General features: G+C 64.4%; 14 protein-coding genes. 10 read left to right on the top strand and 4 right to left on the bottom strand.

Going from position 1 to position 15,196, the window contains the following annotated elements; genetic code table 11:
* Nucleotides 1-13: 13 nt before the first annotated feature.
* Nucleotides 14-1,135 carry a Re/Si-specific NAD(P)(+) transhydrogenase subunit alpha gene (locus CXK96_RS14715; protein ID WP_102837185.1) on the bottom strand — a complete coding sequence of 374 codons (1,122 nt, stop codon included), beginning with the start codon at nt 1,133-1,135 and terminating at the stop codon, nt 14-16.
* 522 nt (nt 1,136-1,657) lie between these two features.
* On the opposite strand from CXK96_RS14715, the gene gspE reads away from it, so the two are divergent.
* From gspE to CXK96_RS14670, 9 genes are all read left to right on the top strand, one after another.
* The gene (gene gspE / locus CXK96_RS14710) at nt 1,658-3,169 is read left to right on the top strand and encodes a type II secretion system ATPase GspE (RefSeq protein ID WP_102837184.1); all 1,512 of its coding nucleotides are present in this window, start codon (nt 1,658-1,660) and stop codon (nt 3,167-3,169) included.
* Nucleotides 3,170-3,327: 158 nt separating this feature from the next.
* Complete coding sequence (gene xcpS, locus CXK96_RS14705) at nt 3,328-4,542, top strand: GspF family T2SS innner membrane protein variant XcpS (RefSeq protein WP_102837183.1); 1,215 nt, start codon at nt 3,328-3,330, stop codon at nt 4,540-4,542.
* Between the two features lie 5 nt (nt 4,543-4,547).
* The gene (gspG, locus tag CXK96_RS14700) at nt 4,548-4,982 is read left to right on the top strand and encodes a type II secretion system major pseudopilin GspG (protein ID WP_102837182.1); all 435 of its coding nucleotides are present in this window, start codon (nt 4,548-4,550) and stop codon (nt 4,980-4,982) included.
* Nucleotides 4,983-4,985: 3 nt separating this feature from the next.
* Nucleotides 4,986-5,561, top strand: coding sequence for a type II secretion system minor pseudopilin GspH (gspH, locus tag CXK96_RS14695; RefSeq protein ID WP_102837181.1), 576 nt, complete (start codon nt 4,986-4,988; stop codon nt 5,559-5,561).
* Nucleotides 5,558-5,965 carry a type II secretion system minor pseudopilin GspI gene (gspI, locus tag CXK96_RS14690; protein ID WP_102837180.1) on the top strand — a complete coding sequence of 136 codons (408 nt, stop codon included), beginning with the start codon at nt 5,558-5,560 and terminating at the stop codon, nt 5,963-5,965. The genes gspH and gspI overlap by 4 nt, the downstream gene beginning before the upstream one ends.
* Nucleotides 5,962-6,678, top strand: coding sequence for a type II secretion system minor pseudopilin GspJ (gspJ, locus tag CXK96_RS14685; protein WP_102837179.1), 717 nt, complete (start codon nt 5,962-5,964; stop codon nt 6,676-6,678). The genes gspI and gspJ overlap by 4 nt, the downstream gene beginning before the upstream one ends.
* Nucleotides 6,675-7,658, top strand: a complete 984-nt coding sequence (gene gspK, locus CXK96_RS14680) for a type II secretion system minor pseudopilin GspK (RefSeq protein WP_102837178.1) — start codon at nt 6,675-6,677, stop codon at nt 7,656-7,658. The genes gspJ and gspK overlap by 4 nt, the downstream gene beginning before the upstream one ends.
* Before the next feature lie 3 nt (nt 7,659-7,661).
* Nucleotides 7,662-8,804: a type II secretion system protein GspL gene (gspL, locus tag CXK96_RS14675; protein ID WP_102837177.1), complete on the top strand. Its 1,143-nt coding sequence runs from the start codon at nt 7,662-7,664 to the stop codon at nt 8,802-8,804.
* On the top strand, nt 8,801-9,313 hold the full coding sequence (locus CXK96_RS14670) for a type II secretion system protein M (RefSeq protein ID WP_102837176.1): 513 nt from the start codon (nt 8,801-8,803) through the stop codon (nt 9,311-9,313). The genes gspL and CXK96_RS14670 overlap by 4 nt, the downstream gene beginning before the upstream one ends.
* A 72-nt stretch (nt 9,314-9,385) precedes the next feature.
* Here CXK96_RS14670 and CXK96_RS14665 read toward each other — a convergent pair whose 3' ends face one another.
* The 3 genes from CXK96_RS14665 to CXK96_RS14655 all read right to left on the bottom strand — a co-directional run bounded on the left by CXK96_RS14665 (nt 9,386) and on the right by CXK96_RS14655 (nt 13,865).
* A complete protein-coding gene (locus tag CXK96_RS14665) occupies nt 9,386-10,789 on the bottom strand; it encodes an aminoacyl-tRNA deacylase and HDOD domain-containing protein (RefSeq protein WP_102837175.1) in 1,404 nt (467 codons plus the stop codon).
* Between the two features lie 75 nt (nt 10,790-10,864).
* Complete coding sequence (gene recG, locus CXK96_RS14660; RefSeq protein WP_102837174.1) at nt 10,865-12,940, bottom strand: ATP-dependent DNA helicase RecG; 2,076 nt, start codon at nt 12,938-12,940, stop codon at nt 10,865-10,867.
* 4 nt (nt 12,941-12,944) lie between these two features.
* A complete protein-coding gene (locus tag CXK96_RS14655; RefSeq protein WP_102837173.1) occupies nt 12,945-13,865 on the bottom strand; it encodes a hydrogen peroxide-inducible genes activator in 921 nt (306 codons plus the stop codon).
* Nucleotides 13,866-14,032: 167 nt separating this feature from the next.
* On the opposite strand from CXK96_RS14655, the gene CXK96_RS14650 reads away from it, so the two are divergent.
* Nucleotides 14,033-14,893 (top strand): NAD(P)-dependent oxidoreductase, encoded by an 861-nt coding sequence (locus CXK96_RS14650; RefSeq protein WP_102837172.1) that lies wholly within the window; start codon nt 14,033-14,035, stop codon nt 14,891-14,893.
* The last annotated feature ends 303 nt before the right edge of the window (nt 14,894-15,196 follow it).

The following is a 15,196-nucleotide window of genomic DNA, read 5'->3' as shown; positions in this document are numbered from 1 at the left end:
CTTTCGGGCTCCCTTAACCGTTGGTGCGCACGACCTGGCCGTCGCGGCACATCAGGCACGCGGCGACGATGTCGTCTTCGAGATTGAGCTGGAACTTGGCTTCGCCATCGATCACCAGCTTGAGGAAGTCCAGCAGGTTGCGTGCGTATAGCGCCGAGGCATCCGCCGGCACGTGCGTCGCCAGGTTGGTGTAGCCAACCAGGGTCACGCCGTGCTTGACCACCACCTGATCGGCTTCGGTCAATGGACAGTTACCGCCCTGAGAGGCGGCGAGGTCGATCACCACCGAGCCGGGCTTCATCTGCTGCACGGTTTCTTCCTGCAACAGCGTCGGCGCCTTGCGGCCCGGAATCAGCGCAGTGGTGATGATGATGTCAGCTTGCTTGGCACGTTCGTGCACGGCCTGCGCCTGACGCGCCATCCAGCTGGCCGGCATCGGCCGGGCATAGCCGCCAACACCTTCGGCGCATTCGCGCTCTTCGTCGGTCTCGCAGGGCACATCAACGAACTTGGCGCCGAGCGATTCGATCTGCTCCTTCACCGCCGGACGTACGTCCGAGGCTTCGATGACCGCGCCCAGGCGCTTGGCCGTGGCAATGGCCTGCAGACCCGCTACACCGGCACCGAGGATCAGCACCCGTGCGGCTTTCACCGTACCGGCGGCGGTCATCAGCATCGGCATGAAGCGCGGGTACTGGTTGGCGGCAACCATCACCGCCTTGTAGCCGGCGATGTTGGCCTGCGAGGAGAGCACGTCGAGGCTTTGCGCGCGCGAGGTGCGCGGCGCGGCTTCCAGGGCGAAGGCGGTGATCCCGCGTTCGGCCATGCGTGCGATGTTTTCATTGTCGAAGGGATTGAGCATGCCGACCAAGACCGTGCCTGGCTGCATCTGCGCCAGTTCGGTTTCGCTCGGTGCGTTCACCTTCAGCAGGATCTCTGCTGCGAACGCCGCAGCGGCATCGGCGATGGTTGCGCCTGCCGCTTCGAAGGCACTGTCCGGAACACTGGCCTGTACGCCAGCTCCGCTCTGCACCGTCACCCGATGCCCTTGCCCGATCAGCTTCTTGATGGTTTCCGGTGTCGCGGCAACGCGCGTTTCACCGGGCCTGGTTTCGAGAGGAACACCAATGTGCATTGTTCTTGTTCTCCTGCTTGATCGTAACCAGCGTGCTGCGCGGTAACCCGGCTATCGCAACGCTGGCGTTACTTTTCGCCCGGCCACTGCGGATGGCGGCTGGGTGTGAATCGGCTAACGGGCCCCTGCACTTGCCGGTTTGCCTGCTGCGGCGCGGCATTCTGCAAGGGCTATGGAAATCAAACAACTGTTTTAATCTGAACGCAACGGCGGATGTTCGTTCACGCCGTGACCATTAGGTTGCTTTGTATCGCTGCAGGCTGCGTCGGTATTGGGTTCGACCTTCGTCTAAGGTTCTGTACTCGGTTATGCGCGGCGCAATCATGAATGACGGACCATAGACGTTGTATTCGTCGGCGGGCTTGTCTGTATGCGACCTTGGTGCCGGTCGGCGCGGCGCATGTGCAAAAAAAATCGGATCAGTGCCTGTAATGTCATGGATTCCCTGTAGTCCAATGCATTTGGTTGCGCTGGCTTCGGAATGCCGACGACGTTCGATCGCATTACTCATGAGAAATTCACATGGCCGATCTAGACGTGAATGAAATGATCCTGATGGAGGAATCGCAGCCCAGGCGGCTGCCGTTCGCTTTCGCTCGCCGCCACGGCGTGCTTCTGCTGGAGCGCCCGGAGGGCCTGCGTTTGTGCGCCCGTGAAGGTGCGCCGCTGACCGCTGTGCAGGAGGCCCAGCGTGTCGCCGGTGGTCCGTTGGCGATGCAATGGCTGGCGCAGGATGAATTCGAGCAGGCCCTGAGTGAGGCCTATCAGCACGACTCCTCCGCTGCGATGCAGATGGTTGAAGGCCTCGGCGATGATATGGACCTGCACAGCCTGGCTGATCAGATCCAGGAAACCGAGGATCTGCTGGAACAGGAGGATGACGCCCCGATCATTCGCCTGATCAATGCCATTCTGGGCGAGGCAATCAAGGAGAATGCCTCCGATATCCACGTCGAAACCTTCGAAAAGCGTTTGATCATCCGCTTTCGCATCGACGGTATTCTGCGCGAAGTGGTGCAGCCCAAACGCGAGCTGGCGGCGCTGCTGGTGTCGCGGATCAAGGTCATGGCGCGGCTCGACATCGCCGAGAAACGCATCCCGCAGGATGGCCGCATCTCCCTGCGCGTCGGTGGCCGTGAGGTGGACATCCGGGTCTCGACGCTGCCTTCGGCCAACGGCGAGCGGGTTGTACTGCGTCTGCTGGACAAGCAGGCCGGCCGGCTCACACTCCGCCATCTGGGCATGAGCGACCGTGATCGCAAGGTCATGGAGCAGGCCGTGCAAAAGCCGCACGGGATCATTCTCGTCACCGGCCCGACCGGCTCGGGTAAGACCACCACGCTGTACGCCAGTCTGGTCACGCTCAATGACCGTACGCGCAACATCCTCACCGTCGAGGACCCGATCGAATACAACCTCGAGGGCATCGGCCAGACCCAGGTCAACACCAAGGTCGACATGACCTTTGCCCGCGGCCTGCGCGCCATTTTGCGCCAGGACCCGGACGTGGTGATGGTCGGCGAGATCCGCGACCAGGAAACCGCCGACATGGCCGTGCAGGCTTCGCTCACCGGTCATCTGGTGCTCTCGACGCTGCACACCAACAGCGCCATCGGTGCGGTCACGCGCCTGGTGGACATGGGCGTCGAACCGTTCCTGATATCCTCGTCGCTGCTTGGCGTACTGGCCCAACGCCTTGTCCGGGTGCTGTGTAATGACTGCAAACGCGCCTATGTCGCCGACGAGGCCGAGTGCGCGCTGTTCGGTCTCGACCCGAGCGAAGCCCCGACGCTTTACCACGCCGAAGGCTGCGACGTTTGTCGCCAGCTGGGCTACCGTGGGCGGACCGGCATCTACGAACTGGTGCTGTTCGACGACACCCTGCGCAGCATGATCCACACCCGCGCCGCCGAGCAGGACATGGTTCGCCATGCTCGCCGTCTGGGCCCGAGCATCCGCGATGACGGTCTGCGTAAGGTACGAGAGGGCGTGACCACCATCGAAGAAGTGTTGCGCGTGACGCGCGAGGAATAAGCGCATGAGCAGACCGGCAGGAGGACCGCAGCCCAGGCCATGATCAGCTCTGAATACATCCCCAGTGCCCACGGCGGCGTTGGGCAGGCGACCTCCCCGAGGCGCTTTTGCCCGGACGGCTGCACACAGCCGCGCCTGACTGCAACGGCTGAGCGCTGATGGCAGCTTTCGAATACATCGCCCTCGACCCCCGGGGTCGCGAGCAGAAGGGCCTGATTGAGGCGGACAGCGCACGTCAGGCGCGGCAGCTGTTGCGCGAGAAGCAATGGTCGCCACTGGACGTCAAGCAGGCCAAGGCCAAGGAGGACACTGGCGGGGGCGGCTTCGCCTTTGGCCGCGGGCTGTCGGCGCGAGACCTGGCGCTGGTGACCCGGCAGCTGGCGACCCTGGTGCAGGCGGCGTTGCCTATCGAGGAAGCGTTGCGTGCGGCGGCGGCACAGTCGTCGTCCCAGAAGATCAAGTCGATGCTGCTGGCCGTCCGGGCGCGGGTGATGGAAGGGCACAGCCTGGCGGGGTCGCTGCGTGAATATCCCTCGGCGTTCCCCGAGCTTTACCGCGCCACCGTCGCGGCGGGCGAACATGCTGGTCACCTCGGGCTGGTGCTCGATCAGCTGGCCGATTACACCGACCAGCGCCAGCAGTCGCGGCAGAAGATTCAACTGGCGCTGCTGTACCCGGTGATCCTGCTGGTGGCCTCGCTGGCCATCGTGGTGTTGCTGCTGGGTTATGTGGTGCCGGATGTGGTGAAAGTGTTCGTCAATACAGGCCAGGAACTGCCGGCCCTGACCACCGGGCTGATCGCGGTGAGCGAAGTGGTGCAGAACTGGGGTTGGCTGATGCTCATTGGCATCGTGGCCGCCGCCCTGGCCATGCGGCAGGCGCTGCGTGATGAGAAGATCAAGCGCCGCTGGCATGCCTTCATCCTTCGGATTCCGCTGGTGGGGCGGCTGGCCCGGGCGACCAACACCGCGCGCTTCGCCTCGACGCTGGCGATCCTTACGCGCAGCGGCGTGCCGCTGGTAGATGCGCTGGGGATCGCCGCGGCGGTGATCGCCAACCTGCGCATTCGTGACAAAGTTATCGAGGCGGCGCAGCGCGTGCGCGAAGGCGGCAGCCTGACCCGCGCGCTGGATGCGACGGGCGAGTTTCCGCCGATGATGCTGCACATGATCGCCAGCGGCGAGAAATCCGGCGAGCTGGACCAGATGCTGGCGCGCACCGCACGTAACCAGGAAAACGACCTGGCCGCGCAAATCTCCCTGATGGTGGGACTTTTCGAGCCCTTCATGCTGGTGTTCATGGGGGCTGTGGTATTGGTAATCGTGCTGGCGATCCTGCTGCCGATCCTTTCTCTCAATCAACTGGTGGGCTAGTGAGAATGACGTTGAACAGTCGCAAACAGGGTGGCTTCACCCTTATCGAAATCATGGTCGTGGTGGTGATCCTGGGGATTCTTGCCGCGCTGGTGGTGCCGCAGGTGATGAACCGCCCGGACCAGGCCAAGGTCACCGTGGCCAAGGGCGATATCAAGGCAATTGGCGCCGCCCTCGACATGTACAAGCTGGATAACTATGCCTATCCCAGCACCCAACAGGGGCTGGATGCGCTGGTGGAGAAGCCGGGCGGCAATCCGCAGCCGAAGAACTGGAACCGCGACGGCTACCTCAAGCGCGTGCCGAAGGATCCATGGGGTAACGAATACCAATACCTGTCGCCCGGCACTCAGGGCCAGTACGACCTGTACTCCTATGGTGCCGACGGCAAGCAGGGCGGCTCCGAGCTGAACGCGGATATCGGTAACTGGGACCTCTGATCCATGCCCCAGGCGCGCCGGGAAGGCGGCTTCACGCTGATCGAGCTGCTGGTGGTGATCGTCATCCTCGGCGGCCTGGTGGGCCTGGCCGTGCTGTCGACAAGTAACACCAGCTCATCGCGTGAGATCCGCGACGAAGCGCAACGCGTAGCCACCCTCATCAGCCTGATGGCCGACGAAGCCGTCCTCGATAGCCGCGAATACGGCCTGCTGTTCGACCGGGACGGTTATCGGGCGATGAGCTACGACGAAGCCGATGCGCGTTGGCGCGACGTTGGCGATCGTGAAGCGCACCAGGCGCCGGAGTGGATGCGCTTGGAGCTGGAGCTGGACGGCACGCCGCTGCAACTGGTCGCCCCGGTCAAGCGCGAGGATGACCCGGCGGGCCTGTCCGATGACGAAGACCGTGAGCGGCGGCGTGCCCCCCGCGTGCAGCCGCAGCTGCTGATTCTCTCCAGTGGCGAGCTGTCCCCGTTCACCCTGACCCTGTCTGACCAGCGTCCCGGAGGGAGCCGCTGGACGGTGTCCAGCGATGGCTTCCGGATGCCGCGTGCTGAACCGTTGGAGCAGCGTCGATGAACCCCTCCCCGGCGCGTTCGAGCGGTTTCACCCTGCTTGAGGTGCTGGTGGCGTTGGCGATATTTGCCATTGTCGCGGCGGTGGTGTTGACGGCGGCCGGCCGCAGCGTGAGCAATGCCGGGCGACTGGAAGCGCTGACCCTGGCCGGCTGGATCGCCGATAACCGCCTCACCGAGCTGCAGCTGCAACAACCGGCACCGGGCGTTGGCCGGGAAGATACCCGCCTGGAGTTTGGTGGGCGCCAATGGCAGACCCTGAGCGAAGTGGAAACCAGCGGTACGCCCGGTCTTCTGCGCATCCGCGTCTGGGTCGCGGCCGCAGAGCAGCGGCGCGGTGGCGCGGCCGGCCCTGTCGAAGAGCGCGCGGTGACCAGCCTCACAGGCTTCGTTGGCGTCGACCCATGAGCATCCGCACGCGTAGCGCCATGGCGGGTTTCACGCTGCTTGAGCTGCTGATTGCCATCGCCCTGTTCGCACTGCTGGGCCTGGCCACCTACCGCATGCTCGAAGCGGTGATGCGCAGCGACGAAGTGGTCCGCGCACAGGAAGTCCAGCTGCGAGAGCTGGGGCGCGCGATGTGGAGTCTGGAGCGCGACCTGATTCAGGCCATGCCGCGACCGGTGCGCGATGGCTACGGCGACGAGCAGAATGCTTTCGTCGGCCAGATGGCCGGCGCTGCGGACGGCGTATCGCTGGAGCTGACCCGCAGCGGCTGGCGTAACCCCACCGGTATGCGCCGGGCCAACCTGCAGCGGGTGCGCTGGCGGCTGGCTGGCGACACGCTGGAACGGGTCTACTGGGTCGTGCTCGACCGCGATGTGGACAGTGAGGCACGGGTGCAGCCCGTGCTCGATAACGTGCAGGCGCTGCGGCTGCGCTATCTGGACGCGGAGAACACCTGGCACGAGGAATGGCCTCCGTTCGAATTCGGACGTGGTAATCCAGAGGAACAGGCGAGGCGGTTGCCACTGGCCGTGGAGGTCTCCGTCGATCACCAGCGTTACGACACCATCACCCGCCTGCTGCGGTTGCCGGACGGTCCGACCCCGGCACCGCAATTCATCCAGCCCGACTCCCAGGGCGTGCCGGAGCCTGGCGGCGTGGGAGAAATGCAATGAAAGCGCAGCGCGGCGTTGCGCTCATCACGGTGCTGCTGGTGGTCGCCATCGTCACGGTGATCTGCGCCGGAATGATTGCGCGTCAGCAGTTGTCGATCCGGGGCACCGGCAACCAGCTGCAGGCGCGCCAGGCCTGGCACTACGCACTGGGTGGCGAGGCGCTGGCGCAGACCCTGCTACGCCGCGATCTGCAGCTGTCTGGCGAGGGCACTGGGCAACCGGCAGTGGACCATCTGCTCGAAGCCTGGGCGCTGCCGCAACCAGCCTATGATCTCGATGAAGGCCAGGGGCAGGTTCAGGTACGGATCGAGGACCTGGCCGGGCGCTTCAACCTCAACAGCCTGGTGCAGGAGCAGCAACCCAACGCGGCAGCGCTTGCCCAGTTTCGCCGGTTGCTGCTGCGCCTGCAGATCACCGAGCCCTATGGCGAGCGACTGGTGGACTGGCTCGACAGCGACCAGCAGCCCAGCGGGGAGTTTGGTGCAGAGGACAACGACTATCTGCTGCTCGACCCGCCCTATCGCACGGCGGGCCGGCGGCTGGAAGACCTCTCCGAACTGCGCTTGCTGCTCGGCATGCGTGACGAGGATTTTCAACGGCTGGCTCCCTACGTCACGGCGCTGCCGGCGGATACACCGCTCAACGTCAACACGGCCAGTGCCCTGGTGTTGTCCAGCCTTGCCGACAGCCTCAGTCTCAGCGCCGCCGAATCGCTGGTGCAGACACGTCAGGCTGCGCCGTTTCGTGACACGGCCAGTTTCATGGCGCAACCGGCGCTCAGCGGTGTCCAACTTCAAAGCACCAATCTCGCGGTGACCAGTCAATTCTTTCAGGCCATCAGCGAAGTGCGCCTGGCGGACCGCCGCCTGGCTCTGGTGAGCCGATTGCGGCGTGAGGACGACGGCGATGTCCGGGTGCTGCAACGCAATCTGGGACAGCCGCCACGACTGCCCCGATCAACCAACGACGGAGATCGCTAGCCGATGGACTGCCTGTTTCTGCCCGCTGACTGCGGCCCCCGGATCGACCGCGACACACGCGTCTACTGGCTGCCGGGCGAAGGCAACGATGGTTGGATGCCGTTGGCGAAGGTCATCGAACGATCGTCGGCGGCGGTGACACTGGTGCTGCCGGCCGAGGTGTGCAGTGCGTTCGCAGTCAACCTGCCGACGCGCAAAGCGCGCTGGGTCAATCAGGCGCTGGCCTACGCGGTGGAGGAGCTGCTGGCCGAGAACGTCGATGATCTGCACCTGACACATGGCGATGCGCTCGAAGACGGGCGGCGGCGGGTCATTGCCATCCGCCGACAACTGCTGGCCGACTGGCTGCAGGATCTCAAGACGCTGGGCCTGACCATCGTCGCGATCCACGTCGATGCCGACTTGCTGCCACGTGACGGCACCCAGCTGCTGTTCATCGAAGACCGCGCACTACTCGGTGGCAGCCCGGAAGCCCGGCTGGCCTTCGAGAGCACGCAATGGCCACATCTGGTCGGTCAGTGTCCCGCGCCACATCATGGGCACGGAACCCTGGATGTGGGGTCGGCTCCGCTGGACGACTACCAGCAACTTGACGAGCCCTATCGTTTTCTCGCGTCGGGGCGTGCCGCTGCGCTCAATCTTGCGCAGGGTGACTTCGCCATTCAGGCAGCGGGCAGCGGGCTGGGCCAATGGAAGCCGGTAATGATCGTGCTGGCGCTGGTGTTGGCCGTGCAGCTGGTGTTCAACCTGGTTCAGGCCTGGACACTAGAAAGCCAGGCCGAGCGCTATGCCGAGGCGAGTCGGGTACTGTACACCGAGCTGTTTCCCGAGGACCGACGTATCGTCAATCTGCGCGCGCAGTTCGACGAACATATAGGCCAGAGCGCCGGTGCTTCGGCCGAGTTCATGCGCTTGCTGAATGAAGTGGCGCTGGCGTTGGCCGAGGGTATTCCGGTGTCGATCGGGCAGCTTGATTTCAACCAGGCCCGGGGTGATCTCGCGCTGCAGGTGCGCGCCAGCGATTTTGCCGCGCTCGAGCAGCTGCGTCAGCGCCTGGGACAAACCGGAGAGAGCGTCCAGCTGGGTTCGGCCAGTCGTGACGGCGATGCTGTCAGCGCGCGTGTGGTGATTGGAGGCCGAGGATGAACCTTAGAGAACAGATGCGCGTGCGCCTGGCCGAGTCGCCCCTGTGGCTGCGCTGGCAACGCCTGCAACCCCGCGAGCGCCTGTCGCTTACCTTACTGGGCGCATTTCTGCTGGTGGTGCTGTTCTACCTGTTGCTTTGGGCGCCCGCTCAGCAGCGCGTGCGCGACGCGCAGGCGTACTTCCAGCAGGAGCGAGAGCTGCACGCCTATCTCCAGCAAAACACCGAGCTGGCGCGGCAGATGTCACGCAGCAACCCGGTGTCATTGGCGCCCGATCAGTTGCAAGGGTTGGTGACGCAAAGTGCCCAGCAGAGCGGCCTGACCATCGAGAGCTTCGACTTCGGCAATGATGGCAGCCTGCAGGTCACGCTGCCGGGGGCATCCTATGGCGCGCTGTTGCGTTGGTTCGATGAGCTACAGGCGGCAGGTGCGAGCCTCGCCGAAGTCAGTATCAGTCAGGTCGGGGAGGGGCTGGTGGATGCGCGGGTGAGCTTCCGTGCGGAAGGCTAGGTCGCCTTGCAACGGAAGCGATAGGCGAGGCCTGCGGCCGGCAGCGCCCGGAAAGGCGCTGTTGGCCAGGGCTCAGGGCGCTGGATGAATCTGCGTAGCCAAGGCGCGTAGTGCCGCTTCGGCGTCGAGTACCTTGTTGACCACGTCGTTTGCCTTCTCACGGCTCAGCCCGAGGCGATCGAAGAGTTCCTGCGGAACCTCGCTGTAGGGACCGGACCCGATGCCGCGGTTACGCAACAGCTGAACGGCCAGGCAGACCAGGTTGGCATGCCCGGCGTGCTCGCCCTGATAGTGCGGGTCATGCTGGAAGCGCAGCGCTGTCGACAACTCGTCAGGCATCCCCCAGTAGCGCATCAGCCAGGCACCGATCTGCTCACGGGTAATGCCCAGCAGGTGCTGTTCAATCACGCTGTGGCTCAGGTGCGGGTTGACCTCCAGATGTCGACAGATCAGCGAGAAATGCGGCGGAAAGACGTGCGCAAGCACCAGATAACCGAAGTTGTGCAGCAACCCGGCCAGATAGCTGATGCCTGCCTCCGGTCGTTGAGTCCGCGGAATCGCGCGATTCAGCCCTTCGATGACCGCCGCGGTATAGATCGACTGTTGCCAGTAGGGCGTGGCTTGCTGCGGCTGGTCCTTGGGCAGGCTCAGGCTCTTGCCCAGTGCCAGGCCGAGCGCCAGGTTGATCACCAGGTCAAAACCGAGCACCCGGACAATGGCGTCTTCCACCGAGCGGATCTTGCCGGGCGCGGCGTAGTAGGGCGAAGCGGCCCAGCTGACCACTTGTGCGGCCAACGCCGGGTCGGTCTCGACCACGCCTGTGATGTCATCCACGGAGGCCTCAGGGTCTACTCGCAGCTTGATGATCTTCTGTGCGGTTTGCGCCAGCGGGGGAATCTCGATGGTTTCTTCCAGCCGCTTCTGAATGCGTCGGGCAGTGAAGCTTTGCACCGCCTTGGTAATTTCCTCGCGGTCCTCTTCCGGACGGTCGAGGTTGGGCTGGATGGTGCTCAATGGAACGGCGAACTGGCCGGCGCTGGCTTTGCTGAGCAACTGTTTGAAATCGTGGCTGGCCATTTCCAGCAGCAGGCCGGGATGCCCGCTGTCGATGAACAGCGCAGGTTGCTGCAGCAGGCGCTCTTCATACAGGCAGGGTGAACTGGTCAGCGGCGGCAGGCCTGGCAGAACCTGCAGGCTGTGCTTGGAAAGCATGCGGGTCAGCCGATCCGGCTTGACCGCCAGCAGCTGACGGCCGGTGAGCTCCCCCACGCGGGAAAGATCAAGAAGATGGTCGCGCGGGAAAAGCACCAGCAACGCACCGATGGCATCGTCGACCAGTACCGCTTGTATGCGCTGTGCGGGGTTCAGCTCAGGGCTGTCGTCACATGTACGGTAGGGTAGCGCCAGCTTGTCCAGAAGCTGGACGATAAGCGCGGGTGGCGTAACTGAAGTAGTAGTATCAACAGCCGAGTTCATGAGCATGATCCGTCTTATTCCCATGCGGCGCAGTATAGCCTCATGCTTAGTGCGGTTAGGGTTTACCGACGAGCGTTAAACTTGACCGTATTGCTGGCCATGACGCAGCCAGCGCTCTAGCAAGGGGCTTACATGCTGGGGCCAGCGTTCCAACAAAGCGTGCGCTGCATCGCGCACGGCAGGCAGCAGATCGGCATCACGCATCAGGTCGGCGACCTTGAATTGCAGCAGGCCGGTCTGACGGGTGCCGAGCATTTCGCCCGGGCCGCGCAATTCCAGATCCTTTTCCGCAATGATGAAGCCGTCGCAGGTCTCGCGCATGATCGCGAGGCGCTCACGGCCGATCTGCGACAGTGGCGGGTGATAGAGCAGCACGCAATGACTGGCCGCGCTGCCACGACCGACCCGCCCGCGCAGCTGATGCAGTTGCGCGAGTCCAAGGCGCTCGGGATTTTCGATGATCATCAGGCTTGAGTTGGGCACGTCGACGCCCACTTCGATCACGGTGGTGGCGACCAGCAGCTGCAAGCGCCCTTCCTTGAACTCGGCCATCACCGCTGCTTTTTCGGTCGGCTTCATGCGACCGTGGATCAGCCCGACGTTCAGATTGCCGAGCGCGGCGGACAGGTCTTCAAAAGTGGTTTCCGCCGCCTGACAGGTCAGCTCCTCGGACTCCTCGATCAGGGTACAGACCCAATAGGCCTGGCGGCCTTCATTGCAGGCCGAGCGCACCCGCTCGATGACTTCCAGCCGGCGGCTGTCAGCGACCAGCACGGTATTGACCGGCGTGCGACCGGGCGGCAGCTCGTCCAAGATCGAGGTGTCCAGATCGGCATAGGCGCTCATCGCCAGCGTCCGCGGAATGGGCGTCGCGGTCATGATCAGCTGGTGCGGGCAGAGCCGTCCTTCGACGCCCTTGCGCCGCAGCGCCAGCCGCTGCTGCACGCCGAAACGGTGTTGCTCGTCGATGATCACCAGCGCCAGGCGACGAAACTGCACCTCCTCCTGAAACAGCGCGTGGGTGCCGACCACCATCGGGCAACCGGCGGCTATGCGCTCCAGCGCCGCCGCACGGGCCTTTCCCTTGAGTTTGCCGGCCAGCCAGGCGACTTCGATGCCGAGCGGCTCGAGCCATTTGCAGAAGGTGATGCAGTGCTGCTCGGCGAGAATTTCCGTCGGCGCCATCAAGGCGACCTGATAGCCCGCCTCAAGCGCTTGCAAGGCGGCGAGGGCCGCTACCACCGTCTTGCCGGCACCGACGTCGCCCTGTACCAGGCGCAACATGGGCTGGTCCTGAGCGAGGTCGTAGGCGATCTCGGCACCGACCCGCTGCTGTGCGCCGGTGGGTTGAAAACCCAGGTTTTGCAGGTAACGCTGCGGCAGGTCGCGGGCAGCCGGCAAGGGCGGCGCGTGCTGAGCGCGGCTGCTTTCGCGCAGGCGTTGCATCGAAAGCTGGTGCGTCAGCAGCTCTTCGAACGCCAGACGGTGCTGCGCCCAGTGGCGGCCTTCGGCAAGCTCTTCCAGATCGGCATCCGGCGGGGGCCGGTGCAGGTAGCGAATCGCCTCGTCCAGTTTGGCCAGGCGGTAATCACGGGTCAGCTCTTCGGGTAACCAATCGGGCAGGCTGTGCGGACCGAGCCGAGCCAGGGCCTGCGCGGTGAGTTGGCGCAGGCGCTGCTGGGTCAGGCCTTCGGTGGTCGGATAGATTGGCGTCAGCGTCTGCTCGACCGCTACGGGCTCGCTGTCCGTGAGCGCACGGTATTCGGGATGGTAGATCTCCAGCCCCGACGCACCTGGTCGGGCCTCGCCATAACAGCGCACCTGGGTGCCGCGCTTGAGGGCTTCCTTCTGCGCCTGGCTGAAGTGGTAGAAGCGCAGGCTGAGGCTGCCGCTGCCATCGTGCAGGCGCACCAGCAGACTACGGCGCCGGCCCATCACCACATCGGCGCCGGTGACGGTGCCTTCGACTACGGCATCCTGTCCGGGCCGCAGCGCGCCGATGGGCACGATGCGGGTACGGTCCTGGTAGCGCAGGGGCAGGTGGAACAGCAGGTCCTGCAGGGTTTCCAGGCCGACCTTGGCGAGCTTTTCGGCCAGGGCTGCGCCGACGCCCTTGATTGCAGTCACCGGGACTGCCGCCAGCTCGCTCATCGCGTCAGGCTTTGTCGGCAGGCGGTTTCGCCACCGAGCACAGACGGATCGAATCGGCCAGCACCTCAATCGCCCGTGGGCGGGGGAAGCTGGCGCGCCAGGCGATGGCCACCGTGCGGAACGGCACCGGCGGCGTCAGCGGACGGATGTCCAGCACGCCAGGGGAGTAGTGGTGGCTGTCGACCGCCGACAAGGGCAGGATCGACACGCCCAGCCCGGAGGCGACCATGTGGCGGATGGTTTCCAGCGACGAGGATTCCACCGTGGTGTGGCTCGGTGCCTCGCCCTTGCGCGTGGTCGGGCAGGCTTCGAGCACCTGATCGCGGAAGCAATGACCTTCACCCAGCAGCAGCAGGCTCTTGTCGTTGAGCATCTCGCTGTCGATGGTTTCCTTCTTCGTCCACGGATGCCCGGCAGGCATCAGCACATAGAAGGGCTCGTCATACAGCGGCAGGGTCAGCACATCAGCTTCCTGGAACGGCAGCGCGATGATGATCGCGTCCAGCTCGCCGGTGCGTAGCTTGTCGCGCAGGATATGGGTGAAGTTCTCTTCGATGTACAGGGGCATGTCCGGCGCCACGCGGTGCAGCTGCGGGATCAGGTGCGGGAACATGTAAGGGCCGACGGTATAGATGGCGCCGACCTTGAGCGGCGCGGCCAACTGATTCTTGCCGGCCTGAGCCAGCTCGCGAATGCTCTGCGCCTGCTCCAGCACCTTCTGCGCCTGGGTGACGATGCCTTCGCCAACTGGCGTCAGCCTAACCGCGCTTTTGGTCCGCTCGAAAATCAGGACGCCAAGCTCGTCTTCGAGCTTCTTCACGCCCACCGACAAGGTGGGCTGGCTGACGTGGCAACGTTCGGCAGCACGGCCGAAGTGGGATTCCTGGGCGAGCGTGACGATGTAGCGCAGTTCGGTCAGAGTCATAGGGTTATTCCATCAGAGTGCGGGCTAGCATAGCCTTTGCTCGTGTTCGAACCAACTGGCCAGCAGCCGTTCCCTTATTAAGTGATCAGCGTGAATCCTGCTGACAGCAGTACACTCATGAAAGGCGGGCCGAATCGATGGTCCGCATCGGTTATGGAGCAACCGCCATGGCAACTCGACCCTCTGTAATGATCGCCGGCTGCGGCGATGTCGGTATTCGCCTCGGCCTGCAGCTGAGCCGCGCGGGCTGGACGGTGTACGGTCTGCGTCGTCAGGCGGCGAGCCTGCCGGTACCGATCCTGCCGGTCCGTGGTGACCTCGCCTCGAGCGAGGTGCCGCGTGGCTGGCCCAACGGTAAGCTGGACTATCTTGTTTATGCCGCCTCGGCCAACCAGCACGACGAGCCCGGTTATCGGCAGGCCTACGTCGAGGGCCTGCGCCATGCGCTTGGCTGGCTGGAGCAGCGTGGCCAGCGACCGAAGCGCGTTTTCTTTGTTTCCAGCACCGGTGTCTATGCGCAGAACGGGGGCGAGTGGATCGATGAGACTTCGGCCACCGAGCCCACCGGTTACACCGGCCAGGTCATGCTTGAAGCGGAACAGCTGGCGCTGGAATGCGGCTATCCGGCGACGCGGGTGCGCATGGCCGGGCTGTATGACCCGGTGCGGCCGTGGATGCAGAACCAGGTGCGCTCGGGTCTGCGGGTCGAGCGCGATCCGCCGCAATACAGCAACCGCATTCATCGTGACGATGCGGCCGCATTGCTCGCCTGTCTGCTGCAGACCGATCTGGCCGGTGGCGATCTGGAGGATTGCTACCTCGGCGTGGATGACGACCCGGCTCCCCTTCACGAAGTGGTCGACTGGTTGCGCGAGCGGCTGGGTGTCACCCAATGGTCCGAACAGACGATGACCCGTCGCGCCGGCAGCAAACGGTGCAGTAACGCCCGCGCCCGTGCGCTTGGGTGGGTGCCGCAATATTCCAGCTATCGCAACGGCTACGCCTCCATTCGCCCCGGCAAGGGCTGATCGATAGCAGCACTGGGCGTGGTGGCGCGGCGATAAGCCCGCGCCGAGCGGCGTCATTCACCTTGGTTCGCGAGCAAGCTCGCTCCTACAACAGCCAGAGGCGTCGTTCATGTTTTCAGTAGGAGGCAGCTCGCTCTCGGCAAGGGCAAAGGCGGCGGGGCGACGGTCGGCGAATCAGCCTCAACCCGGCGCAACAAAACGGCCTCGACGTCGTCTTTGGCTCAGAACCGCGCATGACAGTCCGTCGGCGATTCGCCCGGTTCGTTGTCATCTGCCGCAACTCTGCCGCCATCGTGCTTACTA

Source organism: Stutzerimonas stutzeri, from assembly GCF_002890895.1.
Classification (GTDB): Bacteria; Pseudomonadota; Gammaproteobacteria; order Pseudomonadales; family Pseudomonadaceae; genus Stutzerimonas; species Stutzerimonas stutzeri_AB.
Note: the sequence above shows the minus strand (reverse complement) of the source record. Positions and strands in the feature narration are given on the sequence as shown.

What these genes read in the sequence shown, in the direction of transcription:
- CXK96_RS14715 (WP_102837185.1), bottom strand. Translation starts at nt 1,135, where the DNA reads ATGCACATTGGTGTTCCTCTCGAAACCAGGCCCGGTGAAACGCGCGTT.
- gspE (WP_102837184.1), top strand. Translation starts at nt 1,658, where the DNA reads ATGGCCGATCTAGACGTGAATGAAATGATCCTGATGGAGGAATCGCAG.
- xcpS (WP_102837183.1), top strand. Translation starts at nt 3,328, where the DNA reads ATGGCAGCTTTCGAATACATCGCCCTCGACCCCCGGGGTCGCGAGCAG.
- gspG (WP_102837182.1), top strand. Translation starts at nt 4,548, where the DNA reads ATGACGTTGAACAGTCGCAAACAGGGTGGCTTCACCCTTATCGAAATC.
- gspH (WP_102837181.1), top strand. Translation starts at nt 4,986, where the DNA reads ATGCCCCAGGCGCGCCGGGAAGGCGGCTTCACGCTGATCGAGCTGCTG.
- gspI (WP_102837180.1), top strand. Translation starts at nt 5,558, where the DNA reads ATGAACCCCTCCCCGGCGCGTTCGAGCGGTTTCACCCTGCTTGAGGTG.
- gspJ (WP_102837179.1), top strand. Translation starts at nt 5,962, where the DNA reads ATGAGCATCCGCACGCGTAGCGCCATGGCGGGTTTCACGCTGCTTGAG.
- gspK (WP_102837178.1), top strand. Translation starts at nt 6,675, where the DNA reads ATGAAAGCGCAGCGCGGCGTTGCGCTCATCACGGTGCTGCTGGTGGTC.
- gspL (WP_102837177.1), top strand. Translation starts at nt 7,662, where the DNA reads ATGGACTGCCTGTTTCTGCCCGCTGACTGCGGCCCCCGGATCGACCGC.
- CXK96_RS14670 (WP_102837176.1), top strand. Translation starts at nt 8,801, where the DNA reads ATGAACCTTAGAGAACAGATGCGCGTGCGCCTGGCCGAGTCGCCCCTG.
- CXK96_RS14665 (WP_102837175.1), bottom strand. Translation starts at nt 10,789, where the DNA reads ATGAACTCGGCTGTTGATACTACTACTTCAGTTACGCCACCCGCGCTT.
- recG (WP_102837174.1), bottom strand. Translation starts at nt 12,940, where the DNA reads ATGAGCGAGCTGGCGGCAGTCCCGGTGACTGCAATCAAGGGCGTCGGC.
- CXK96_RS14655 (WP_102837173.1), bottom strand. Translation starts at nt 13,865, where the DNA reads ATGACTCTGACCGAACTGCGCTACATCGTCACGCTCGCCCAGGAATCC.
- CXK96_RS14650 (WP_102837172.1), top strand. Translation starts at nt 14,033, where the DNA reads ATGGCAACTCGACCCTCTGTAATGATCGCCGGCTGCGGCGATGTCGGT.